The following is a 25,139-nucleotide window of genomic DNA, read 5'->3' as shown; positions in this document are numbered from 1 at the left end:
ACGAATCGCGTTATTGCAATATTTTGTCACCCTCCGCGAAAAGGGAGAAGCCAAGCGATGCTCAAAACTTAGAGCTGGTGCAGGAAAACTCACAGCAATCGATTTTATAAAGATTAATTTCTCAGACCTCTGTTTAAACGATGAAAAATCCTGTAACTTAACTCGATTATTGAAATAATTTAAGCAAATCTAAGTTTACAATAGGAAGTGTAATCAGCGAATGAACTGGATGCATTTTTTAAATCTCCGAAAAATAATACTTTTTTCGATCTTCGTCTTACTGGTAGGTTGCCATTCTATCGGGCCGAGACAAATTAGTTTGGATCGAGGACGTTACAATGATATCGTCCGAGAAACTGATGAAACGCAATTCTTAAAAAATATTGTTCGCTTACGTTATGTTGAACCGACTTATTTCTTGAAAGTCACAGGGGTCACTTCATCTTATACCTTAAATTCTACAGTCACTTCAGATCCCAACGGGTCTTGGACGGGTGGAGTCAATGGGGGCACTCGTTCTAGTATAACCACCTGGGCAATGGGTGTGACGCCTACTCTTTCTTATTCAGATTCTCCAACAATTAGTTATTCACCACTCGACGATGCTGAATTTATAGGCGCTTTATTAAAGCCCATCAGTTTTCGAGATGTTATTTTACTTTTTCATGGAGGTATTCACGATTCTCGTTTAATTTTTAGGCTGGTTTTTGATCAGGTGGGTCGATTTGATAATATTTCATTTTCCACCAGTGCTGGCTACCTCAGGGTTTCGCGTAGTTATGATGCGCAATTTAACCAATACCTCCTTTTCATTAAAACGATGCATCAATTAATTAAGAATAAAGAATTAAGTATCACTCCCATCAATTATCAAAAAGAACTTGGACTGCTTCTGCATTTTTATAACGGGAATTCTCCAGGAAGCGCCAAGTTAAAAAAATTATTACACCTTAAATCGAAATCATCGGATATTGCCTTGTTCAATGAAGGATTTGCTGCCAATGCTGCTGATCGTCAAGGTGAAGTTGCAATATCTCCACGGACTGAAAGAAATATTGCTTTCGTCAATTTCCGCTCAGTGTATGGCGTCTTGACCTTTCTTTCTAATTCTGTCCAAGTTCCTGCTGCTGATCTTAAAAAATGTCGCTCCTATATAACCACTTATGAAGATGGCACCCCTTATGATTGGAGGAAAGTTATGAAAGGCCTCATGACAATCTATAGTAGTCGAGAACTACCTAGAAATGCCTTTGTGAGAACCAAATTCAATGGTTATTGGTTTTATATCTCTAATTCTGATCTTGCTTCTAAAAGAACCTTTACTTTAGCCTCGCGATTACTCATCTTGACCGCAGGAAGAGATAACAGCCCTGCTCAAAATTCACCGCTTTTAACTTTGCCCGTACGCTAATCAATTTGTTGGGCCTTGACCCAACCTTGTTAAGACTATTGCATTTTAAAATAAGATTGCTGTTGATCTTCCTCGCCGGTGGAAAATAGTAGCGTAGAAAGATAGGTAATGGCTGTAGCTTGGACAAAGGATGCTCCATAATAAATGAGGTCATCAATAATAGGGTGATCTTGTCTAAATAACTCCCAGCTTGATAATTTTTCCCTTGCATGCAGTTTTGCTAGATCTGCAGCTAAGGACTCATCAAGCCCAAGCCCATGAACAATTCCGATTAACTCCTCATAGAGGACATCTGAATCAAGCTGCTCAATCGCCCTGATAGGTAAAGCGCTTAAATTTTTATCAATATAAAGACCGCTATTACGATTCCAATAAAATAGAGTTTCAAGTCCTAACTTATCTAAAATATTACACAGCTCAATGCCATGTCGATTATTTCTTAATCGATAAGATAAAACATAATACATGGCAGACTCTCGTGAATCCCTTTTTTCATCCGCATCGATAATGCCTTTCATCCTGTGAAATACATCTTTAAATTGTGCATTGTTAGGATTATCTTCTTGAGGTACGTACGCAAGGATGTTTTCAGGATAGTCACCCATTAATTCTTTCCACTGTTCACGGTGGATTATCATATCCGCAATTAAAAGCAGATTATCATCATGCTGTTCTAAATTACTCCAAAACTCTGATGATAAACGTAAGAAAATCGCATAATAATGATCCCTAGTTATCTCAGCACGCGGATTTTCTAACTGTGCTTCCCGATGAAGACGACCGGCGCTGAAATCCATGTCGGAGATTGCCCAGATTGATTTAGACATATCGAAGCCTTTGCCTTTGGTAAGAACTTGTCTTAGATGGCGCATCAAAGGCTTTAGTGGATTAGCATTGCGCCAGGCATGAAATAAATCATGCCATTCTTTTGGAAATGAAGTCGTTAAAGTTTCGTGCGGAGTCTCATTGCCACTTACATCAGGATGATCAAGTTCAACAGGTCGCAAGGCGGTTTCAGACCCATACAGCTCCGGCTCCTCATCCGCATAACGAATAAAGGAGGGCGACACTGTTCCCACAGTATAATAAGGTAGGGTCACATCTTGGCCATGCATTGCATTCATAAGAGCAGTAAAAGCAGGCATTGTTGGGAGAATCATTGATAATAGGGGGCTATTCCTTTTATTAACATTAAAATTGGGTGATGAAACAATAAATGGAATTTGTTCTCCAGTGATCATTAAGTCAACCAGGAACATCGAGCTATTTCGTTCTGCAGCGACTTGTCCCTTTTTTGACTTAAAATAACGTTTCTTCAAATAAGGTGCTAAAGGCTTCTCATAATCCAGAATAAATCCAGTGAGAGCGTAACCGGCGTCATTTCGCAAGAATGGATTCTGAAGATTTTGGATTTGGCTAAGTAACGTAGCTTGGCCTTTGAGGCTTATAGGCAAGCTATTTACATAAGCCTTTAAAAGACCGATAAACTGGGGATAGCGATCAAAAAAATTAGGATTAATTTTATGTAAGCCATCAAACAAAAAGGCAACTGCAAATTGGCGTGACATATCGATACTAAAATAACCTCGCTCAGAAGCAGGTACTTTATCTAGCTCCTGTTCGAAATTTGCTTCATTATCCTCAATAAGATAACTGATTGAATCAATTTGATAAGGCCCTTTTGGGTCATCAAAGCTAAATTGTCTTAGTCTATGAGGACCCACGGCACCAAAGTCATTGAGGGCATCAAAAAGAAGAAAGGTTGTCGCCATTTGATCCTTGTTAATTTTGCCAAGTCTGAATGCCTTAAAAATATTGCGCTTAAATTCAGGATCTCGAAAATTAAGCTTAAGCCAATCACCCCGCTTAATACGCTTAGCATGTTCTTGGTATTTATCACCTAAAGGCTCTTTAATAACAGAAGAAGTCTGCTGACTGAACATATTTTGAGTAACTTCCCAATACGCTGGGTTTGCTTTTGCTTCTTCTATGCTAACGCGTTTATATTCACATTTAGCTTGCATTTTCCCTCCAATATGGAATAATGACAAAACAAATTGGAGCAAATATATACAAGAAGAGAGTCCAATGTAAAGCTTTTTTTGCAAATCATTGCACAATTGTTACACGAAAATTCCCCACAATTTTTTCCCTTGCCCTCCTATTTAACCTGCGCAAACCACAAATTAATCCCTTCAACCATAGTTGGATGGGCAAACATCAGGTCTCGCAATTTTTGATAGCTAATGCCTAATTCCATTGCTAACTGAATAACCGCTAAAATCTCGCCCGCTTCCGCACAAAAAATTGAAACGCCTAAAATCATATCGGTTTTAGCATCAATGACGGCCTTTAATACGCCCGCTGTTTCACCTTGAGTCTTAGCACGTGGGATAACAGCCGATGGAATTTTGGCAATTTTAATTGCGTGCCCCGCTGCTTGAGCTTGAGCCTCGGTTAGACCAATGCGTGCTAACTCGGGATCAAGAAAAACGGTATAGGGAATAAGTCTATTTTTAGCAGAATGCTTTTCTTGAGGATTACGTAAATTATGTTGCAACAGACGATAATCATCGAGGGATAAATGGGTAAACTGTGCGCCACCTTTGACATCGCCCAAAGCCCAAATCCCCGGGGCAGTAGTTTCTAGGTACTCGTTCACTTTGATGAAACCTCGCTCATCGAGCTCAACCCCGGTTTTATCTAAATTCAATCCTGCTGTATTAGCCTTACGGCCTACCGCCACTAAAACTGCTGTGCCTTGGAAAAGCTCTGTTTTACCTTGCCGACCCGCTTCAATAATGACTTTAGTTTTTTCTTGGTGAATCGTTTGAATCTTGGTATCAATGGCAATTCGTATGCCTTCATTGGTTAGTACCTGAAGAACTTCCTCGGCAATATCTTTATCTTCCCGGCCAAGAAATTCGCCGCTGGCTTCAATCATACTCACTTCCGCACCGAAACGGCGAAACATTTGCGCAAATTCTAAACCAATATAACCACAACCAATAATTAGCAAATGCTTCGGTACCTTGTCGACCTTCATTAAACTGTCATTAGTGAGGTAATTTATTTTATCGAGTCCAGGGATTGGAGGAATAAAGGGTAGGGCCCCTGTATTAATAATAATTTTATCAGCGATGACATTTAGCTTTTTTTGTCCATCACGTGGTGCAGAAAGGGCAACTTCAATCATTTTGGGGCCAACAAAACGGCCGCGTCCTAATATCAGATCCATGCCTGAATCCAAAAATTGTTTTAAGTTAGCCTCACGCATCCCGTTAACTACAGCCTCTTTACGTGCGCGGACTGCTTTAAAATCAATCGGACCTAAAGTCGCATCTAAGCCATAGTCCTTCGCTTTTCGGCAGTAATGAGCAATTTTGGCTGCCTGAACCAGTGTTTTCGTTGGTATGCAGGCCACATTAATGCAAGTACCGCCAATCTGATTATCTTCAATCATTGCTACGCGATGACCCGATTTTGCTAAATCCATGGCAAGGGTTTTCCCACCTTTACCGCCCCCTAAAACGACGATATCAAAATGTAAATCCATTTCTCTGCTCTCCTGATCTGTGCCAATTACTATAGTTTAGCCCAAGCCATGTTGGTGCAAAATAAATACATGTTGTTTAATTTTACCCAAAATGAATAAAGTATTTGACAAAAACACTTCTGCTCATATAACATTCAACTAGAAAATATATTCGAATATTTGAATGTTAATTAACCAATCCAATTGAGGAACTCTTTGCTAATGCGCCAGTCTTATACTATTGTCGATATTTATGATTTTGACCTAACAATTGCTGAAAAACATACTGCTAAAAGCCCGAGTGCTTATGCACCAGAAGACAACACTAAATCAGGCCTCAAGGGGCAAGTTGTTCACGAAGGCAATCGATTTTCGGCAGTAGCGACCTTTCATCAAGATCCTAAGTATGTTTTGTCTTATTTCTTGCCACTTTTAGGGTTAACGGAACAAGACCTTCAAACCGCTGAACCAGAGATTGAGCTCTTCGACCATCATCAATTCACTAAATTTTATTTCAAAGGTTGTCCCCAGCCCTTTATTGTTGCAACTCCTCGGCTAGACAATTATGAGAAAAATAGAGATTTTATCTGGCGTAATGGCAAAAATCTGATGCTGACATCCCTTAAAGAAGCCATACCTAGCTCCGAATACCATTATTACGATGACACCGAGAGATGCTATACTCAGGCTTATCTTTTAAATTTTCTTTATTGTTATCACGTCGATGGAACAAGGCCTGACTTCTATGTGAAAGATAAACGCCAACTTGGTCCAGGAATAGAATTAGCTAATTATCTTAACTGCTACCTTGTATATGCCCAAGAAAAATTAAAGACATTGCGGAAAGAAGATTCAATGAGTCAGTTGGGGGAATCGCTTCGTGCTTTATCTATCTACAACACCTCCGAGGGAAAGGAGAAAGAGAAAGAATTAGAGCCTTCTTCCGAATTGGTTGTCGAAGCGAAGGAAGCTTCACAAGAAAGCAGCCTACTTGCTAAACAAATTCCAGTGATTATAAAACTAATTGAATTCCTAAACTCAATGTCAACCGATGCGATCGAAGGCTTAGAATTGTTAAATGAAGGAGAGCTTGAGCCCATCATTAAAAAATGGGAAATAAAAGCTGAAACTTCTTTAGAGAATTATATTTCTCAAACACAAAAAAATAGAATTGCAGCCGAGGAGTATCATTCCGACGATGACCACTACGAGAATTCATCTTTTCTCGGCTAAAAATATACCCGCTTCATTGATGGAGCATAGCTAGGTCGGACAGCAAGCCGACCTAGGCCTACCCTCATGGCTTGGCAGAAAGTTTTAAGACTGCTTGGCTTTCTGATCAATTGGCCTTATTGGCAACAACAGTGATGCATATTGGGTTCCCAAATCTGGAATTAAAGTGCCAAGCTCTGGCGTCCCTAAGCCGGTCACATAATCATAACCTTCTTGGGCAGAACAGAAATAGTCACAATCTCCATTGGCACCGCCACTGACATCGTTAAAATTGTAAATGTAACTGCCCGTATTAGAATTTGCTATTGCATACAATAGGTTACTAAAGTTCCCACCTAAATTGCTACCTATCGATGAATTTGCAACCGCTGCAATAGCAGCCCACTGAGGTGCGCCAGCGCTGGTTCCACCGACAACTTGCCAACCTGTACCTTCATCGCTTGGTACGGAGTTGTAAACAGCAAATCCAGTTTGAGGATCCGCATTATAAGCAACATCCGGTACACCACGCATATTATTAGCCTGCGGGATTGGTAAGCCACTTTGACTTGCTGGCCAAGCTTCTATAGTACTTAAGCCACCACCGCTGCCAGACCAAGCTGTTTCACCATGGTAGTTTCCATGAGAGTCGATTGTTAAAGTGGTTCCACCAACACCCAGCACATAAGGTGAAGATGCAGGATACATGGTTCCCGCCCCATTATCTCCCGAAGACGCAACGAAAGTTACATTAGGATTGTTGAAAATCTGATCATAAGTAGTTTGTTGAGCAAATTCACCGCCGCCCCAACTCATAGAAACCACAGTTGCCCCTTTGTCCACAGCAACTTGGATGGCTTTAAATAAATCTTCTAAACTATCACTTGCTGCTTCAACCAGCATAATCTTTGCTTGGGGGGCCATGGCATAAGCCCATTCAACATCCAGTGCAATTTCTCCTGACCAACCCGCATCAGTTCTTGGTCTTTTACCACTGGCATAAATTTTCTTGAAACAGCCATTCTTGGTTGTACAAGAAGCTAAGCCAAAATGTTTGGTGAAGACGCCTAAGTCGGCTTCGATACGCGGGTCATCAAACGCATCGACAATCGCAATAACCTGCCCCTTACCTTTTGCTGGAATGGTATTAAAACCATAGGCATTACGAACTTGGTTTGGGGTAAGTCCGGTAGGCATTAGATGAGAAGTGTGTGGTTTATAATGAATCGGATGGGTCGCTACGCCTGGTGCATCTGCTAATGCATAGGCTTGTGTACTTAAAATACCGAATAATACTGGTGTAACAAGTAACTTAAACTGGAAACTATCCAATCTTATTTTCATTACATCTCCTTATAGATTAATACATCCTAAAACTTGGGGGTCTATCTCTGATATTGAGCTTTCTAACCAGTGAAATTCACAACCAAAGATAGTGCGACTGATACTGTCATAGCAAAATTAATTTGTCTAGCTCTCCCGCACGAGACATACAGAGGTTAGCAACTACTTATCACTCGCTGCGCAAAGAAGCCATTGGCTCCAATTTGGCAGCGCGTCTTGCGGGATAAAAACCAAAGAAAATACCTGTCGCCACGGAAACAGCAAATCCAGCCAAAGGGGGTATAAAATAGATCGTAAAAAGCCAATCACTAAAATAGGCTACCACTCGAGTAAAAATCAATCCTAAGAGGACCCCTAAAATGCCGCCTAAAAGGGAAAGCATCACGGATTCTACTAAAAAAAGAGCTTGAATTTCTTTGTTCTTCGCCCCCACTGCTTTGCGTATTCCGATTTCCTTTTTACGTTCACTGACCGACACTAACATGACATTCATCACGCCAATCCCACCGACTAAGAGTGAAATACTGCCAATAACGGCTAGTAAAAGTGTAAAAATATGCCCCTGGCTTTCCATGCTCTCAATAATTTGTTTAGCACTTCGTGGGAAAAGATTTAACTTAGGCGCTTGTGAACTGAGAATTTGTTTGACCTGCTCAATCACTTCATCGATGGGGCTGTCGGGTTTTAATAATAACACTGCATTATTTATTTTATTGTCTTTACTCACTAAAGCCATTCCAGCTATAGGAATAATCACCGATTGATTAATGTCTTCATTAAAAAAACCATTTTCCTTCCAAGGCTCAGCAATACCAATGATGGTGTACAATGACCGACCAATTTGCAATTGTTTGCCAATGGGATCTTCAAAACTAACTTCCTGCAATTGATGAGCTAAGCCATCACCAATCACGCAATAGTGCTCAAATGATTCGAGGAAGGAAACAAAATGGCCGCGAGCCAGTTTCACATGGATGATCTCTTTTAAGGATTCATCCGCGCCAATAATGGCTCCCTGAATAATTTTTCCGCCAAAACTGATGGGCTGATAGCCCGTGCTGTAGGGGGCAATTTGTAAAACGGCGGGAACGCGCTCCGGTATTTGCCGCCACACTGACAGCGGAATTTCATTATCACCATTATTTGATTGATTTGCCGTTTTTTGATAGGCCGAAATAGCGAGTAAATCGGTACCCAGTGCTTTAAATTGTGCCAATGCTTTTTCAGTCGCTAATTGCCCGCAGCTAATCAAAGCAACCACGGCAGCCGTGCCCACTAAAATTCCTAACACCGCAAGAAAGGATCTTAATTTCGCAGCAGCCAAATTCACTACAGCTTGTTGAAAATGACTAAGCAGGGTCATTGCCGACTCTCAGCAATAATTTGCCCATCAGCGATAGTGATGCGCCTTGCACATTGGGCTGCAACTTGCTCATCATGCGTCACTAAAATAATGGTCCGGCCTTCTTTATGCAACGCCAAAAATAAATTCATGACTTCGGTGCCTGTACGCGAATCCAAAGCACCTGTCGGTTCATCCGCTAAAATAACTCTCGGCTCACCGACTAAGGCACGTGCTATAGCAACGCGCTGCTGCTGTCCTCCGGATAATTGCGTCGGCCGATGTTCGGCAAAGGCTTTCATGCCCACACGTGCCAATGCAGAGCTCACACGTTCTTTCATTTCTGCAGGGAGGATCTGACGATAAGTTAAAGGTAGGGCAACATTTTGTTGAGCATTAAAACGGGGTAGCAAATTAAATTGTTGAAATACGAAACCGATGGTTTGATTACGTAAAGCCGCTAAAGCATCCTCATCCAAGCCCGCAATATTATTGCCTTGCAGTAAATAATTACCGTCATCAGGCTTATCCAGCAAACCAATGATATTCATCAAGGTTGACTTCCCCGAACCTGAAGCACCCACAATAGCAACTAGCTCACCTTCCCCCACGGTCAAAGAAACTTCTTTTAAAACCGTTGAGCTCACACCGCCAATTTCATAGGTTTTTACGATTTTATCCAGCGTAATTAACGACTGACTAATCATAGGCCACCACATCACCTGCCTTAAGCCCAGAAGCAACAACGACTTTATCGGCCAGGGCGGCACCGGTTGTCACAACGCGGGTTTCGCTTCTGCCGTTTTCAGCTTGTAATTTGACAATCGACCTTCCCTTTTCTTGCTTCACCGCCGCAATGGGTACTAATAATTGCTCATCATTATTCATTGCAATTTCGATGGCAGCACTCATACCCACTTTAACCCGAGCCCGCTGAGTTTCATCCATTTCTTTGACTTCAACAACAGCACTAAAGGAAGGCAAGGTGCCGCCCGCAGCCGAAGAGGCTTGCGCATTAACAGCAATGAGTTCTCCCTTTAACACCTGTCGACCTAAAGCGACACCGGTTACCTTAGCCTGCATACCTGCGCGCACTTTATCAATATCGATTTCCGGGATATCTATCTCCACGCTGACGCCGGTTAAATCGCCTACCAGAGCAATCACCTGACCGGATTTGACCGTCGAACCCACGGTCAATTTCCCCGATTTATCATCTGCTGTTTTTGGCGGGTAAAGCAAAACACCATCCGAAGGTGCTTTTAAATGTATTAAATTATGTTGACCGGTCAATGCTTGCCTAACTTTATCAAATTGCGCAATAGTCAATTCGGAGAGACGCTGAGTATTACCATCATCCATTTTTTCCAACATTTCGGTGAGTTTGCGGGTTGCCTGTATTAAACTGACCTTGGCCGTCGCCAAACTCGATTTTTCGCTGAGATAATTATTTTTTGATAAAAGTCCGGCATCCCACAAGTCTTGCGTACCATTAAATTTTGCTTGGGTGACCGTAAAATTATCTTTGGCTTTGAGGTATTCAGTGAGCGTATCATTGTATTGTTTCTGCAATTCGTTGGAATTTAAAGTGATAACCACATCCCCTTTTTTCACTTGCTGACCATAATGATAATGCATGGTTTCAACAACCGCATCCATGGGGCTTGTGAGCGCGCTTTCTCGCAGAGGCTGTATAGTCCCCGTAAAAAACAAGGATTTATGGACCGCCTCAGGCTGCACCACATAGGTTTGAGTGCCATGCTTTTTTTGCTCGACCTCGCTGCCGCAGCTTTGCAATAAACCCACTACAGCAAGAATGACTAGTGTCAATGCGTATTTCATCCGCCATACCTAAGTTTAATTTGCCAATGATCTAAGGTTTTTCCCAAAATGCGATCCAAAGTAGATAATTGATTAAGATACGCGATTTTCGCAGCAATTAAGCCCATTTGCGCTTGAATTAATTGATTTTGCGTATTATTCACATCGAGAGCACTGGCAATACCAGCCTGTTGCTTTTTCTTTTCTAATTGATAGGATTTTTCTGCTAAAGCCACTTGTTTTTCGGCAAGCTGATAACGTTTAGCTAAACTCTGAATGGAGTTTATAGTATTGGTAATGGTTGTTTCTAAAGCCCGTTTCATCGCGATAAGATTTAGGCGATCTTTTTCGAGGCGCACCTTTGCAGAAATGAGTTGACTCCGGCGGTTAATATCGTGCAAGGGAACCGTTAACGTGACTCTAGCCGTTTGATTCATATTTTGGCCATTATAAATCGATGGAAAGCCGCGTTGTCCATCAACTTGATTGATACGGCCCGTCTGCAAATTAGCACCCACATCGAGTTGCCAAAGCTGCTGATTTTTCGCCTGCGCATAGGCCCTTTCATCCGCACGCAACGCCATTGTTTGAGCTAAATATTGAGTGTTATGCGCTAGCGCCCAATCAATGGATTTTTTCAAGTTTGGCACGCTGATTTGTTCTACAGCCACATTACTCGGCACGGATAAGCGCATTTTAGGATCAAGTCCAATGGTTTGCAGTAAATCTTGAGCGCCCGTTTTAAAATCATTCTCAGCCTGCTCCACCATCAAACTTAAGGATTCGATTTGATAAGATTGTTGAATATTGCCCGTCGGCTCCAATTGCCCTGCCGCAATCTTTTTCTCATTAATTTCATAGGTCTTACGCGCTTCTTGTAATTGTAATTTTTGATTCTCTAAATTATTAGCACTCAAGATGAGTGCACGGTAAGCAACGATCACTTGCGTGACTTGATCAATAACCGATTGCTGCAAATTTAATTTATTTAACCACTCAGCATCCATCGCATCCAATAAACTGGCCTCATTAGCGGCTCTACCAAAGCCCCGCAATAAAGGTTGGTTAATCGAAAAATTGAGCACCGGCGAATAGCTATTGTAATTGGAAACATTATTATCGATATTCAAACCAAGCTGGGTTCCTAATTTGGTTTTTAAATTCAATTCAGGAGTAGCAATATAACTTTTATTAGTCGTATTACCCACCCCGCTATAGCGGCTTTTTTCAATGGCGGCAGACCCGGCTAAAGCATACTGCAGCTCAAACTCATTATGGGCTAGACGCAATTGATAGCGTTGAATTATCCGATCCAATTCCGCATTTTGGATATTAGGGTTGTAGCGAAGAGCAAGCAAAATCGCTTCACGCAAACTTAAACGCTGGGCTTTTTTATGACGCACATCAGGAGAGGTGGGTAAATCCACCCAATTACCCAGCATGAATTCAGGGTTGCTTATTGCCTTTTGCAAGCGCTCTTCCGCTTCGGAAACATGGGCGGCCTCATCGCTAGGCTTATCCACCCAACGATATAAAGTCGTTGGTTCTGGCGGCTTCACAGGAGCGGGGTTCGCGGCAAACGATGAATTATTTAGGGCAAGGCAATAGCCAAGCAACAAGCTCTGCCAATTTTTTAAAAAAGCCACTACCCATAATCCTATAAATCTTCGTGTTTAAAATTAAATCATATTTTAAGCCAATACAGAAGTGTTTTACACTCTCTTCATTGAAAAGTCAGAGAATCGCGTGTTTTGTTCCGCATCTAATAAGTAATCGCGCAGCGCACGTATAAGCCTACAGTCTTCTGATCAGTGCCTGTGACGGGTACAGAGGGATCGAAACTAGCCCATGTAGCCGTGCTTGCATCAGCCTGGGTAGAACTCCAGTAAAGGGTTGAAGTAAAATTGCCAAAGCCGAGATCCGCTAATTGCTGTATAGCCGTTAACTGAGCCGTAGCAGGTAAAAACCAACCTGCACCTAAATTTTGGCAAGCCAGTGCAGCTGGTGAAGCAAATAGAGGACTTTGAGTAAGCATAGCTTGGGTGTTGCTAGCACCATCCGTTAAACTTGTTGCAGTAGTATTAGCAGCCAATACCTGCCAGGCTGCATTGGTACTTTGATCCACCAAGTTTGCAACTGATACTCCGCCATTAGTGTCAAAAACCAACCCGTCATTGTAGAGGAAAGCAATAGCCACCGTAGGAGAGGTTGTCGAAGTATTATCCCCACTGACAACTATTCCACCTTGCCCCACATAAGGGTCTACTGACCTCAGGTCGATTAAACAACTTTGTCCTGGCGCGAGGCTATTACAATTTACATCAATCACTTGTTGAACCGTCAACCAAGAGTTAGGGTAGCGTATACGAACGTTCGTCGCATTCTGTGCTCCAGTAACTGCAACATTGGTAATAGTAAATTGGGTGTTGATTATTCCGCCTGCAGTGATAGTCGCAACCGTCGGACTCACAGATAAAACAGGTAACGCTGTGGTATTAATTTGTAAAACAGGGGCATTGGTATTAGTTCCACTAATAACCACATTCTCAGTACCAGGACTTGCTGCAGCATCAAATCCCATTGTACAAGAAAGTCCAGCACCAAGGCTAAAAGGAGCAGCACCACAAGTGCCTACACCTGAATTATAAAGCGTAGTCGGATTGGGTTGAATGTTCTGTGCAGTTGCTGTTGTTGAATTATTGGTCACTGTTGTTGTTGCACCAGGTCCACCGACCTCAAAATTGAGAGTCGTGGGCGACAGAGAGAGAATCACTTCTGAAATGCTAAGTGGAACTAAGACCGTATTTGTATTGGTTCCACGGATAAAAATTGATGCCCCAAGCTGCGATGTTGTGCTGTTTGAGTTAAACGTTATTGTACAACTTGCGCCCGGCGCTAAACTTGCCGGACAGGTATTGCCACCAGGTGGTATTGTTATATAGTTTGGAAAAGAAGCAGCAGTGACTCCCAGCGCTGGAAGCGAAAATTGCGACGTATTGGTGATGGTGAGCGTGCCACTACTATTGGTGGTCATCGTTAAAGTTGAGGGGCTTACCGAAATAGTCGCTTGCTGTACATAAACCTTCACAAACGCAGCAGTTGTATTAGATCCCTGAACCTTAAAATTGGCTCCATTAGGATATAAAGTCCCCCCAGCGGTAAAAGTTATTGTACAAGAGCTAAGAGGTGGAAGCGTACCACAATTATTGCTTTCGGCAATATTTACTCCAGATGGAGGAGTTACAGTAACATTCGAAGCAGTTGCGGTAGAAGACAGATTGGTCACTATTACTGATTTTGTTCCACCATTAACGTAGAGGCGCACGGAACTTGGGGTTATTTGTATCGGTATTCCTAACGAGGATATAGGAATCAGTAGTTGATTGGTATTTGAGCCCATAATGGACATCGTAGTCATGTCAATGACTTGTGAACTAAAATAAATATCACAAGAGGTGGATGGCGGTATATTGACCGGACAGCTGCTAGCAACTACAGAAATTCCAGTGTTTGTGAGAAATTGGGCATTAATATTCTGAGCAAAACCAATATTACTCGTATTCGTTAAAGTCAATTTTCCCAAATTTCCAATTCTAAATGCTACAGAAGTAGGAACTGCAGTAATTGTAACAGGTATAGCCGGACCTAAGCTGACCTGAATCACATCGCTGGGAGCCGGTTGCGAACAGAGAAAAGGATCGGGGCGGATATCTCCCGGCCCCATGGTTTTGCACACTTCAGGGCCGGAATTTATGCCTACGACCATTTCAGGACCAACTAATTTCAAGGTCAAAATGCAAGCTTGACCCGGCGTTAATAAGAACGGAGATTTGCAACCACCGGGAGCACCGGTAACGATAGGGTGAACGCCTCTTATGGGAACGGTCGTTAATTCACGTGTGATCCCTGTGTTGTTAATCACAAAATATTGAATGAACGCGACACCATTGGCTGGCAAGGAACTCGGCGCCCTTATGATAGGTATGATACTGAATTTAACTTCGCTCGCTTGTACAACTGCAGTAATGATCAGCAAAAAAACCGCAACCATCCCTTGCCAAAAAAATGAAGCCTTCTTCATATATACCAATCCTTGAAGAACTCGTCTTTACTTAAGACATGTAAGTAATGCCGATCTGTAATTCATGGGTACGCAAGCTATTGATATGCGGTCCATTACCCAGTGTTTGCCCAATCGCAGGCCCCAAATTAGACCTTCCCCAATCGGCAAACTCATAACCCAAAGACACGCGCCAGTTATCATCGAGTAGTGTTTCTAAACCGGTACCCAAGGTATAGCTAAAGGCCGACCTGCTTTTATCGCTAAATGAAGGAGCAGCAATTTCTTGAGCTAATAGAGAATTAATCGTAAAACCCGAAGAATGGTTATATCCTGCTCCCGCGCTACCACTGAGGTAGAGAAAAACATCATAGAACTCGGGGTCGTATATCATCTTTGCTTTTACTGCACCACGTACATTTCGTACGCCATAAGAATAAGTAAAATTGCCAAAGTCAATATTCGAGTCTTCATAAACTAGACCTTTTGTTCTCACTTGAGAAGAGGCACCGACTGTCAAACCGATTTGGCCAATCACAGCGGAGTTGATATTTCCATATAAGCCTAAAAAGAATTCACCGGTAAATAAGGTATTAGTCCCTCTAGACGTTGAAATTAATCGGATTGAACGACTCATTGGGAAGGGAATATAGGATTTGGTGACATAAGGCTGCAGGGTAAGAACCTGTCCCTCTCCTGGTCTTGCCCAGGCTGGACCGACACTGAGAGTGGCAACGACTGGCCAACCATTTCTATCGTTATAATAATTCGAATTTGACATGCTTCCCGCGAAAACCCCAGTTGCTAAAACACAACCTAGTAAGCCCATCAGCAGTTTTTTTATTGTCATTCCACATCCCAGTATCGATTTCAAAAACTCAATGAGTTATACCCTATTCGGAAAATTTTTTCTAGCATGAAAAGATCCCATAACTTACGAGACAGCGCGGCGCTTCCTCAGTGCGAACGGTATAAACAAAACGAGCAATGAACTAAACGGTCTATTTAATTTCGTGGGGATACCTCAGTTCGGACTGAGCCCTTCGAGAGCCTCAGGATGCGCGGAAGGTCATCTCGAAGTCTCACATCAGGATTTGCAAGGCTTCGAGACGGCCTGACGGCTATGTGCCTTGGCCCAACAGACCATTTTGAGATCTTAGCTCTAAACCTACTTCCCCGCTGCCTGCTCAATAAAAATTCGTTTAAGAGGCGTTAAACCATTACAAATACGCAGCCCCAAACCACGTAACGCAATAACGGGCGCTAAAGGATTGGTAAATAAGGATTTGAATCCATCCATCATAGCAATGACCTGCCACACAGCGTATTTTCGCTGACGTTGGTAAGAGCCCAATATTTTTTTTACTGCACTAAGCGTAGTGAGTTTTTCACTGCAGGCTAGCCAGGTAGCAACATCCGCTAATCCTACATTGAGTCCAAGTCCAGCCAGCGGATGAATGGTGTGTGCCGCATCGCCTAACAAGAGCCACCGCTCCCCACTATACTGCTTTGCATGGCGCATGATGAGTGGAAACTGATAACGTTTTCCCATCACTTTAACTTTTCCTAAACGACTCGCAAAAGCAGCTTCTAACTCTTGATTAAAGTCTTCATCCGAAAGTGCCATAACTCGCTGTGCATGGGCGGTACTAGTGGACCAGACAATCGAACATTGCTGTTCCTGAGTAAGCGGTAGGAACGCAAGAGGACCATCGGCATTGAACACTTGATAGGCTGTTTGTTGATGTGATTTTTCAGTCTGAACAGAAGCAACCACTGCCTGTTGATGATAAGGCCAGGTTGTTAATGGCACTCGAAGCAATTCGCGGCAGGGCGAAGTAGCCCCATCAGCAATCATTAGCAACTGCGCTTGCCAACTCGTCTCTCCAGTGGAGATTTGAATGAAATCTTTATAGGACTCTAGGCCGCTTACTCTATGATTCGCAAAAAATACCACTTTCTCGTTTAGCAACCGCAAAAGCGCCTGCTTGAGAACCGATTCTTCCATGATAGTGCCTAAATGGTCGCTCGCAATCATGCGGGCATCAAATTGTATATGGGCGTTACTCGCAGCATCCCAGACATACATTTGACGATAAGGGGAGAGGCGCTCAGAATCTAAATGCGCCCAAACACCTAGTTCTTGTAATAAATCTTGAGACGCTTGATTGATTGCATAAACTCGTGGGTCAGGAATTGTCGTATTGGCAGTCAGATTACCAGCATCAATGATGGCCACCGAAAAACCACGCGACTGCATGGCTAATGCAGCAGTTAAGCCAACGACTCCGCCACCAATTACAACCACATCAAATTGCTGACTCATTGAGATTCCTTTTTATGAAGAGCGATACCACAAACTAAATCCGGTGTGACCCCTGCAAAACCGCGAGTGTAATGCGTTAAGCCTTGTTTTAAAATTTTAAATTGATCGACGGCAATTAACCCTAAATTGCGTGAGAAAGCCATGCCGGGTAGACGACTGGTAAAAATTTCTATTAAACCATCTGCAAAGCGAGTGATTGCAGTTTCATCATGCTGCCGCATTTGCTGATAATTTTGTAACATTTCCGCAGTTAATCCCTGTTGAATAATGCATTGAGCCAAACTAGCGACATCACGCAAACCTAAATTAAATCCCTGTCCCGCTACAGGATGAAGTGTGTGCGCCGCATTACCCACAAACACTAAAGGCCAAGCAATTTTTTTCGGCATCGTCACTTGCTTAAGTGGAAAAATCACGCGCTTACCCACCCGGACAAAACAACCGAGGCGATAACCAAAGTTTTTCTGTAAACTACTTAAAAATTTTTCTTCTTCTAAAGCCATTAGACGTGCTGCTTCTTCGGGGGGCAAGGCCCAAACCAGCGACGCACGGTTTTTGGTCATTGGAAGGAGTGCCAGCGGCCCGGAAGAGGTAAATCGTTCATAGGCTTGATTATGGTGAGCGCGTGCTAAACCGATATTCGCCACAATCGCTTGTTGGCGATAATCTTTTACTTTTGGAACCAGTCCACTTAAGTGTCTGATGGTGGAATCAGTGCCATCAGCCGCAACGATCAATTTTGCTTGCAGCACAGAATCCTTTTTATCTGATGAGATGGTCACCAAGCCTTGCTCTTTATCGAGAGCAGTCACTCGAGCTGGTGCTAAAATCTGCTGCTGATTGAGCAGTTGATGCAACGCCTGATTAATATGCTGCATTTCCACAACAAACCCTAAGGGTTGATTGGCTTCATTGCCCAGGTTCGCCGAGCCGAAGCGACCTTGCTCAGAGACATGAATGGTTTTAATGGCTGTCGCCTCTGCTTCTAATAGCGGCCAAATATTCAGCATTCCCAGAATACGGATACTTGCGGGTGACAGGGCGAGAGTACGTGCATCAAAATCAGGACTGACCTTAGCATTCAGCGGATTAGTATCCACCAGCAAAACCTCATAGCCAGAATTAGCGAGGGCTAGCATCAAGATAGCACCAGTCAATCCGCCCCCCACAATGAGTATGTCTACCTGTCGATCAGCCACGTAATAATGCCTCAATCTCATCGATTTCCACTGGCAAAGCAGCGCTTAAATTTTCGTGTCCATCAGCAGTGACTAAAATATCATCTTCAATGCGCACACCAATATTCCACCAACGTTTATCGACTCCTTGCATTCCAGCCGAAATATACAAACCAGGTTCCACAGTCAGGACCATGCCTGGTTCTAGTTGACGCCATTGTCCATCAATTTTGTAATGGCCCGCATCATGAACATCTAAACCTAACCAATGACCTGAATTATGCATATAAAAAGGTTTATAGGCTTCGGCAGCTACTAATTGATCTACTGCGCCCTTAAGTAAGCCTAGTTCGCACAAACCAGCGGTTAAAATTTCTACTATTGTCTGCTGTACTTCCTGCCAAAATATACCGGGTTTAATGCAGGCAATGCCTGCTTTCTGAGATTTAAGCACCAATTCATAAATCGCTCGTTGCTCTTTGCTAAAATGACCATTAATTGGAAAAGTGCGAGTAATATCCGCCGCATAATTTTCAAACTCGCCCCCGGCATCAATTAAAACTAAATCACCGCTACGCAGCGGTTGGTTATTGTCTGTGTAGTGAAGAATACAAGTATTCGCGCCACTGCCAACAATCGGATCATAAGCAACAGCTCGGCAACCATTGTAACTAAATTCATACAGTAGCTCTGCTTCTAATTGACCTTCATTTTCCGCGCGACGACAGGCTTGCATCGCCCGCTTGTGAGCGGCCACCGAAATTGCAGCAGCGCGACGCATCAAATCAAGCTCAGCCTTTGATTTAAAGAGTCGCATTTCACTCAACAAAGGCTCGAGATCAGAAAAGGATTGGGGAGCTTTAACTCCTTTCCTCACCAGCGTTTTGACTCGTTTCAAAGCTGAAAAAATTTGTTTTTCAATCCGAGGATGACGACCTATCGAAAAATAAACCGCCGTTTTGTTCGCGAATAATTCCGGTAAATAAGTGGAAAAGTTATCAATAGGATAAGCCTCATCGACCTTCAGCACTTCACAAGCATCCTCCTGCCCCAAGCGCTTTCCAACCCACTGTTCCTGCGCTGGATCGCGAGGGCGATTAAATAAATAAGCTTTGGAGGATTGACCGGCAGTGATAACAAGGATGGCATCTGGCTCGTTAAACCCCGTTAAATAATAAAAATCACTATCCTGACGAAAGCGATAATGAGCATCGCCATTACGCAACACTTCTTTCGCAGCAGGAATAATTGCAATCGCTCCTGGTGGTAATTTTGCAGCCAAGGCACGTCGTCTGGTTTGATATTCTTGTTGTGTAATCATCTACCACATCCCTCACTGATCAGAGTTAGCTTTTTTTCTTCAAACGTTAATGGGTTGTTTTTTTACTATCATGTTCAGCATTGTTTTCTTTTAAATCGCTATATAAGCGCAGAACAGCCAATCGCGCATACTCACTGACTTCGACCAAAGCTCTTTCATCTTCTTCATCCACATGTAAGGATTCATAGTCTAATTGAGCAAATTCCTGCAGATGCTGCAGGGCTTCCTTAGACTCGTCTTCTTGAAAACGGGAAGCGTTGATTCCGGTAATGTTCATACTTTGGGTAAAGCCCTCGCACCATTCGCTGAACGCTTGTGCGCGTTCAATTAATGATTCATGTTCTCCAGGCAGCAACATTTCAAAGCCAAAATCAAAATGACCCAACTGATGTTGGCTAATAGTATAAACTTCAAAGATAGCCAACGCGGCAGCACGGGTTGAGGTATCTTTTTTATTTGGGGTTAAGGTATGTAAATAGGCTTCGCCTTCATAAGCAGCGCCGGCACACAAATAACCACACATCATTCCGTGCAACTCACTACCGGAAAAAGGTAAGTCTAAAACCGAAATAATATTGCTAAAATCAAGGTAATCCGGCAAATTGATAGAAGTAGTTTCTAGCGACATAATCAACTCATTGATGCAAATTGTTAATGATAACTGATTTGCTCGGTCATTCCAAAGTTGCTACTATTTGAATAGTACGTCACATTGTATAGGCCATATAACATGACAACCGCAAAAACTTGTTCTATCAAATTATTGAATAAAACATATGAAATTAAATGTCCTGAAAATGAGCAAATCAATCTCGAACAAGCTGCTGAAAAGCTAAACGAGCAATTAAAGCAAACAAAAAAATTCAAGCAGCTGGATGAATTTCAAACTTTGCTTTTAGCGGCGCTTAATATCAGCCACGAACTGATTACTTGCCAAAAGCAACAGGAGCAACAACGTATTCAAGTGAGTAAATTTATTAGCTCGCTAGAAAACAAAATTCATCAAGCAGTCCATGGGAATCTTGATCAGGATCCACAAACGGATTGAGTCGCGAGTTGGCGGCATCACAGCGAGGCGCTGTGCATGGTTGAGCTCCAGCACTAGGTAACAAAACTTGTCTGCGGGATTTAAGACCGTTTCGTTCGTTGATCGTTTTGTTTATACCGCTCGCACCGAGGGAGCGCGCAGCGCTGTCTCGAAGTGCCGCTAAAAGCCCTCCTTCGCAGGAATAGATAAGACTCTCATTCTTTCTCACACTCATTAGGCTAATGAAAAAAAAACGTAAATTAACCTTTTGCTAGTTTCACTTAAAAGCCAAAATGATATACTGCAATTAACCCGACAGCGAGTAATTTGTGAACCAATACTCACACACAGGGGAGCGTCCTGTAGCCGGCGTTGCGCAAGCCCACTTTAGGTGGGAAGCCTGAACCGACACTCTGCCCCCCACCTGAACCAAAAGGGTTCAAAATCTAGTCTGTCGGGCTTCTTTTTTAGATTCAAATGTATCTTCTAAAATTTTTAATCGTCCTTGGTTTAAAGCCATCCGTTCAAAAAATCCCATACCTTGATGAGCATAACCTAGTATCGAGCTTCGCTTTTTTAAAGCACCATTGCATTTGGTATCGGCTGAAAAGGAAAGTTTAGAGTGCTTTTCCTCCTTATCACTACGGCGATCAAGGGCGTATTGCTTTAAACAAAAACCGTGAAGCGCATCGTGCACTAGCATACTCTCTTTCTCACTCAGCTGAGGATATTGCCTCTCTATTTCTTCGAAGAATTTGAGTGCCGCTGAATACGATTTATCCTCTTGAGTACTGAATTGAATAGTGAAAAGCTGTTCAGCATAACGCAGAAGTTGGGTATCATCCTTATTCAGAAGTGCGCTGCTTCGTTGGCGGAAAACAAGTAGCCATTCATTATCAGGAATTGCAATAAATTGAAATTTTTGCCGAAAATCCAGTATTAGGCGTTTTTCGACATTTTCGGTTTGGCAATCATCGGCTGAGTTTTCTGAAGTTCGCTCATCCAATTTTTGATGTTCTCGTACATAGTTATCTAAACAAAATAAATAAATTGCCGAACTCACTATTTTTTGCTCTTCTTCACTTAAACAAAAAAGCTGTCTAATCACCCCCTCAGCAAAGTTTAGAGCCGCGGTGTAGGATTGGTTACCAGAGCTGGCAAAATCAGTCTCCAAGAGCTCTAAAGTCAGACTAATATTCTCTGGCGTAGCCTGCAAATTACTATTCCGATAGCGGATATGATGAACAAAAGCATAGATCCAGCGCTGCTCTTTCACAGCATGGAACAGTGCTGGAGGTGAAGAGGTCGGCAACTCTTTTATTTGCTCTAAACCAAGCTCTTTTATTGCTCTTGAATCAAAAGCCCTTTGTTTTTTAAAAAATAACTGGCTATCTAAAATACGTGTGGATAAATAATTAAAAATAGCCTGTTCAGAACGTCTTTCTTCATCGGTAGTTTCTAAGCGGAAATAGATGAGATGAGGTAATAATTTTAATTGCTCAACGCTGCAGTAGTGAAAAATTAAATAATAAATAGACGCTAATAAAACGACGCTTTCTTTCAATCTATGCTGCTGTTGCGGTAAAGGTTTTTCAGGTAAGGAACTGATGGGATAATCGCTAAGATTCGTTGTCTCAGCATATTTGATTACTCGACCACATTGCTTTAAGAGAACCAAAAGCTGGTTCGCATCGATAGCTCGCGAACTCAACGTTTTATACTTTTCCTCAATCACTGCAAATAACCTGGGATGGTGGTAATTTGCGGCTAAAAAATTCCTCCTAATTAACTTATTAATCTCTCGCGATTTTTGTTTTTGCCCTTCCTCGACTCGTTTTATCTCTTGCTGCAATGTCTTGATTTTGCCAAGCCTTGCCTCAAATTCACTCTGAGCGCTTAGAATGGAGTCAGTACAATGTTTAGCTAATTTGCTTCTCCCTTGCATCAGGTCTTCATTTTCGGATTGCTCAAGCTGGAAACGTAATTTGTCCAAAAGCAATTCATCTACTAATAATTTATTTTGTAAATCTTCAACCGGTTTCAGTGTTTCCATATCAGGAATCTTTGATAAATCACGTTGCAGCTCAAGCCATGGTTCAACTTCGAGGCCTGCTTGCCATTTTTCATAAGGTAAATTTTTAATCACCCAAGTCCAAAATTCATCCAAAATAAGAATCAACGGCTCTCGTAATTGAGTAGATACCTCATCATTATCATTGAGCCCGGTTAATAAGCTTTCTAATCTCCCAACTAAATCCAGTAATTCAGGCGACGTCTGTGCAACTTTTTCTCCCAATTTAGCCACAACTTTTTTTAACTCGCCTATCTTCATCTCTTTTCTCCATGTCCATGATTAGAACAAATAACTTACCACGGCAAATTATTTGGTTCAAATTTTGATCATGAAAACTTATGATCTAGCTCTTTGTTTTAGATTTGGTGATTTTACCGATAGCCTTGTAGGCGGGATGAACCGTAGAAGGAAGATCATTAGTGTGGGTTTAGATAGCTGGTCTTGAGCCCTCGATTAAAGCGCTTCGCCTAATTTAAGTTGTTCTTTTAGCATTAGGAATTCATCACGCACTTTTGCAGCCTGCTCAAATTCCATATTTTTCGCATGCTCGTGCATTCGTTTTTCTAAAATTTTTATTTGTTTAATTAATTGATCAGGCGGGATTGCTTGATAAATCGCCGATCGCTCCGCGACTTGTAACTTACCACGTCGTGTACTGTAAGCACCTTCCATAATGTCTGTAATTGATTTTTTAATTCCCTTAGGGGTAATCCCATGTTTTTCGTTAAATTCATTTTGTTTATTACGACGCCGCTCCGTTTCATCGATAGCGCGCTGCATCGAACCAGTAATCCGATCGGCATAAAGAATTGCACGTCCATTGACATTACGCGCCGCTCTACCAATCGTTTGGATTAACGAGCGATCCGAGCGTAAAAATCCTTCTTTATCAGCATCAAGAATGGCAACCAAAGCGACCTCTGGCATATCCAAACCTTCGCGCAATAAGTTAATCCCCACTAAAACGTCAAATTCTCCCAAGCGCAAATCTCTGATAATTTCGACACGCTCAACCGTATCGATATCTGCGTGCAAATAGCGGACTTTGATCCCATGTTCTCGCAAATAATCGGTTAAATCCTCTGCCATCCGTTTAGTAAGCGTTGTAATCAACACCCGTTCACCCTGTGCAGTCACCTGACGAATCTCCGACATAAGATCATCGACTTGGTTTTTGACAGGTCTGATTAAAACCTGCGGATCAATTAATCCCGTAGGACGCACCACCTGCTCGGCTACATTATCACTGTTCTCAAGCTCATAAGGTCCTGGGGTAGCAGAAACATAAATCGTTTGCGGGGAACGCTCAGCAAACTCTTCAAAACGCAACGGACGATTATCCAAAGCGGAGGGAAGGCGAAAACCATACTGCACCAAGGTTTCTTTGCGCGCTCTATCACCGCGGTACATTCCTCCAATTTGCGGCACAGTCACATGTGACTCATCAATAACCAGTAAGGCATCTGGAGGTAAATAATCAAACAAAGTAGGCGGTGGCTCGCCGCTATTTCGTCCCGATAAATAGCGAGAATAATTTTCAATTCCTGAGCAATAGCCCAACTCCAACATCATTTCGATATCAAAACAGGTGCGTTGTTGTAACCGTTGAACTTCGAGTAATTTATTTTCTGCGGTTAGTTCGGTCAACCTTTCTTGCAATTCTACCTTAACCAAATCGATATTTTGTAAAATGCGTTCGCGTGGCGTCACATAATGCGTTTTGGGGAAAATCGTTACCCGCGGTAATCGTTGTATTACCTCTCCCGTTAGTGGATCAAATCGGGCAATATTTTCGACTTCATCATCAAAAAGTTCGATACGGATGGCCTCTTTTTCTGAGTCGGCGGGGAAAATATCAATCACATCGCCATGCACACGAAATTGCCCTCGTTCTAATGATTGCTGACTACGGATGTATTGCATTTCGGCAAGACGCCTTAAAATTTTACGCTGATCTGATTGTTCTCCGCGGGAAAGATGTAATAACATACGGAGGTAAGAATCGGGATCACCCAAGCCATAAATAGCTGAGACTGTCGCTACAATAATAGCGTCTCGCCGTTCAATCAGCGCTTTAGTCGCTGATAAGCGCATTTGTTCAATATGCTCATTAATGGAAGCGTCTTTTTCGATGAAGGTATCTGATGCCGGAACATAAGCCTCAGGTTGATAATAATCATAATAAGAGACGAAATATTCCACGGCATTGTCTGGAAAATAGGTCTTGAATTCGCCATAAAGTTGGGCCGCCAACGTTTTATTGGGGGCCATAATAAGGGTTGGCCTTTTCATCGCCTGAATGACATGCGCAATGGTGTAAGTTTTACCCGAACCGGTAACGCCTAAAAGGATTTGACGCGCTAACCCGGACTCCAGGCCGTCAATTAGCGAAGCTATTGCAGTTGGCTGATCACCGGCAGGTTGATAATTAGAGTAAACTTTAAATACGTTTTTCATAATATAAACTATAACCGATCAATAAGGTGTT

At 42.5% G+C, this 25,139-nt stretch carries 17 protein-coding genes and 1 other RNA gene; 4 read left to right on the top strand and 14 right to left on the bottom strand.

Annotation, left to right across the window (positions count from 1 at the left end):
- The first annotated feature begins 229 nt into the window (after positions 1-229).
- Positions 230-1,411, top strand: coding sequence for a hypothetical protein (locus tag Lnau_RS07735; RefSeq protein ID WP_157070639.1), 1,182 nt, complete (start codon positions 230-232; stop codon positions 1,409-1,411).
- A gap of 35 nt (positions 1,412-1,446) precedes the next feature.
- Here Lnau_RS07735 and Lnau_RS07730 read toward each other — a convergent pair whose 3' ends face one another.
- Both Lnau_RS07730 and Lnau_RS07725 read right to left on the bottom strand, forming a co-directional pair.
- Positions 1,447-3,435, bottom strand: coding sequence for a hypothetical protein (locus tag Lnau_RS07730; protein WP_058504543.1), 1,989 nt, complete (start codon positions 3,433-3,435; stop codon positions 1,447-1,449).
- Between the two features lie 137 nt (positions 3,436-3,572).
- The gene (locus Lnau_RS07725; protein WP_058504542.1) at positions 3,573-4,967 is read right to left on the bottom strand and encodes a dihydrolipoyl dehydrogenase family protein; all 1,395 of its coding nucleotides are present in this window, start codon (positions 4,965-4,967) and stop codon (positions 3,573-3,575) included.
- Positions 4,968-5,168: 201 nt separating this feature from the next.
- On the opposite strand from Lnau_RS07725, the gene Lnau_RS07720 reads away from it, so the two are divergent.
- Positions 5,169-6,179 (top strand): hypothetical protein, encoded by a 1,011-nt coding sequence (locus Lnau_RS07720; protein ID WP_058504541.1) that lies wholly within the window; start codon positions 5,169-5,171, stop codon positions 6,177-6,179.
- Positions 6,180-6,263: 84 nt separating this feature from the next.
- On the opposite strand, the gene Lnau_RS07715 is transcribed toward Lnau_RS07720, so the two are convergent.
- The 11 genes from Lnau_RS07715 to Lnau_RS07665 form a co-directional block, all read right to left on the bottom strand.
- Complete coding sequence (locus Lnau_RS07715; RefSeq protein WP_058504540.1) at positions 6,264-7,502, bottom strand: S53 family peptidase; 1,239 nt, start codon at positions 7,500-7,502, stop codon at positions 6,264-6,266.
- A gap of 169 nt (positions 7,503-7,671) precedes the next feature.
- Positions 7,672-8,865, bottom strand: a complete 1,194-nt coding sequence (locus tag Lnau_RS07710) for an ABC transporter permease (protein WP_058504539.1) — start codon at positions 8,863-8,865, stop codon at positions 7,672-7,674.
- The gene (locus Lnau_RS07705) at positions 8,862-9,551 is read right to left on the bottom strand and encodes an ABC transporter ATP-binding protein (RefSeq protein WP_083503788.1); all 690 of its coding nucleotides are present in this window, start codon (positions 9,549-9,551) and stop codon (positions 8,862-8,864) included. Before Lnau_RS07705 ends, Lnau_RS07710 begins: the two co-directional genes overlap by 4 nt.
- Positions 9,544-10,686, bottom strand: coding sequence for an efflux RND transporter periplasmic adaptor subunit (locus Lnau_RS07700; protein WP_058504538.1), 1,143 nt, complete (start codon positions 10,684-10,686; stop codon positions 9,544-9,546). The genes Lnau_RS07705 and Lnau_RS07700 overlap by 8 nt, the downstream gene beginning before the upstream one ends.
- A complete protein-coding gene (locus tag Lnau_RS07695) occupies positions 10,683-12,311 on the bottom strand; it encodes a TolC family protein (protein WP_058504537.1) in 1,629 nt (542 codons plus the stop codon). Before Lnau_RS07695 ends, Lnau_RS07700 begins: the two co-directional genes overlap by 4 nt.
- Before the next feature lie 116 nt (positions 12,312-12,427).
- Positions 12,428-14,746: a hypothetical protein gene (locus Lnau_RS07690; protein ID WP_058504536.1), complete on the bottom strand. Its 2,319-nt coding sequence runs from the start codon at positions 14,744-14,746 to the stop codon at positions 12,428-12,430.
- Positions 14,747-14,777: 31 nt separating this feature from the next.
- Complete coding sequence (locus tag Lnau_RS07685) at positions 14,778-15,575, bottom strand: outer membrane protein (protein WP_058504535.1); 798 nt, start codon at positions 15,573-15,575, stop codon at positions 14,778-14,780.
- A gap of 318 nt (positions 15,576-15,893) precedes the next feature.
- On the bottom strand, positions 15,894-17,051 hold the full coding sequence (locus Lnau_RS07680; protein ID WP_058504534.1) for an FAD-dependent oxidoreductase: 1,158 nt from the start codon (positions 17,049-17,051) through the stop codon (positions 15,894-15,896).
- A complete protein-coding gene (gene ubiH, locus Lnau_RS07675) occupies positions 17,048-18,250 on the bottom strand; it encodes a 2-octaprenyl-6-methoxyphenyl hydroxylase (RefSeq protein ID WP_058504533.1) in 1,203 nt (400 codons plus the stop codon). The genes Lnau_RS07680 and ubiH overlap by 4 nt, the downstream gene beginning before the upstream one ends.
- Positions 18,243-19,550 carry a Xaa-Pro aminopeptidase gene (gene pepP, locus Lnau_RS07670; RefSeq protein WP_058504532.1) on the bottom strand — a complete coding sequence of 436 codons (1,308 nt, stop codon included), beginning with the start codon at positions 19,548-19,550 and terminating at the stop codon, positions 18,243-18,245. The genes ubiH and pepP overlap by 8 nt, the downstream gene beginning before the upstream one ends.
- Before the next feature lie 46 nt (positions 19,551-19,596).
- The gene (locus Lnau_RS07665; RefSeq protein WP_058504531.1) at positions 19,597-20,178 is read right to left on the bottom strand and encodes a UPF0149 family protein; all 582 of its coding nucleotides are present in this window, start codon (positions 20,176-20,178) and stop codon (positions 19,597-19,599) included.
- Positions 20,179-20,280: 102 nt separating this feature from the next.
- Here Lnau_RS07665 and Lnau_RS07660 point away from each other — a divergent pair, with 102 nt between their 5' ends.
- Together Lnau_RS07660 and ssrS are read left to right on the top strand one after the other, a co-directional pair.
- Positions 20,281-20,598 carry a cell division protein ZapA gene (locus Lnau_RS07660; protein WP_058504530.1) on the top strand — a complete coding sequence of 106 codons (318 nt, stop codon included), beginning with the start codon at positions 20,281-20,283 and terminating at the stop codon, positions 20,596-20,598.
- A gap of 285 nt (positions 20,599-20,883) precedes the next feature.
- Positions 20,884-21,042: non-coding RNA, 6S RNA (ssrS, locus tag Lnau_RS15990), on the top strand.
- Positions 21,043-23,104: 2,062 nt separating this feature from the next.
- Here the strand turns inward: ssrS and uvrB are convergent.
- Entirely contained in the window at positions 23,105-25,108 is a 2,004-nt protein-coding gene (gene uvrB, locus Lnau_RS07650) for an excinuclease ABC subunit UvrB (RefSeq protein ID WP_058504528.1), read from the bottom strand.
- Between the last annotated feature and the right edge of the window lie 31 nt (positions 25,109-25,139).

Origin of the sequence: Legionella nautarum, from assembly GCF_001467895.1 — a bacterium.
GTDB classification, from domain to species: Bacteria; Pseudomonadota; Gammaproteobacteria; order Legionellales; family Legionellaceae; genus Tatlockia; species Tatlockia nautarum.
This window is presented reverse-complemented; position numbering and strand designations above follow the sequence as displayed.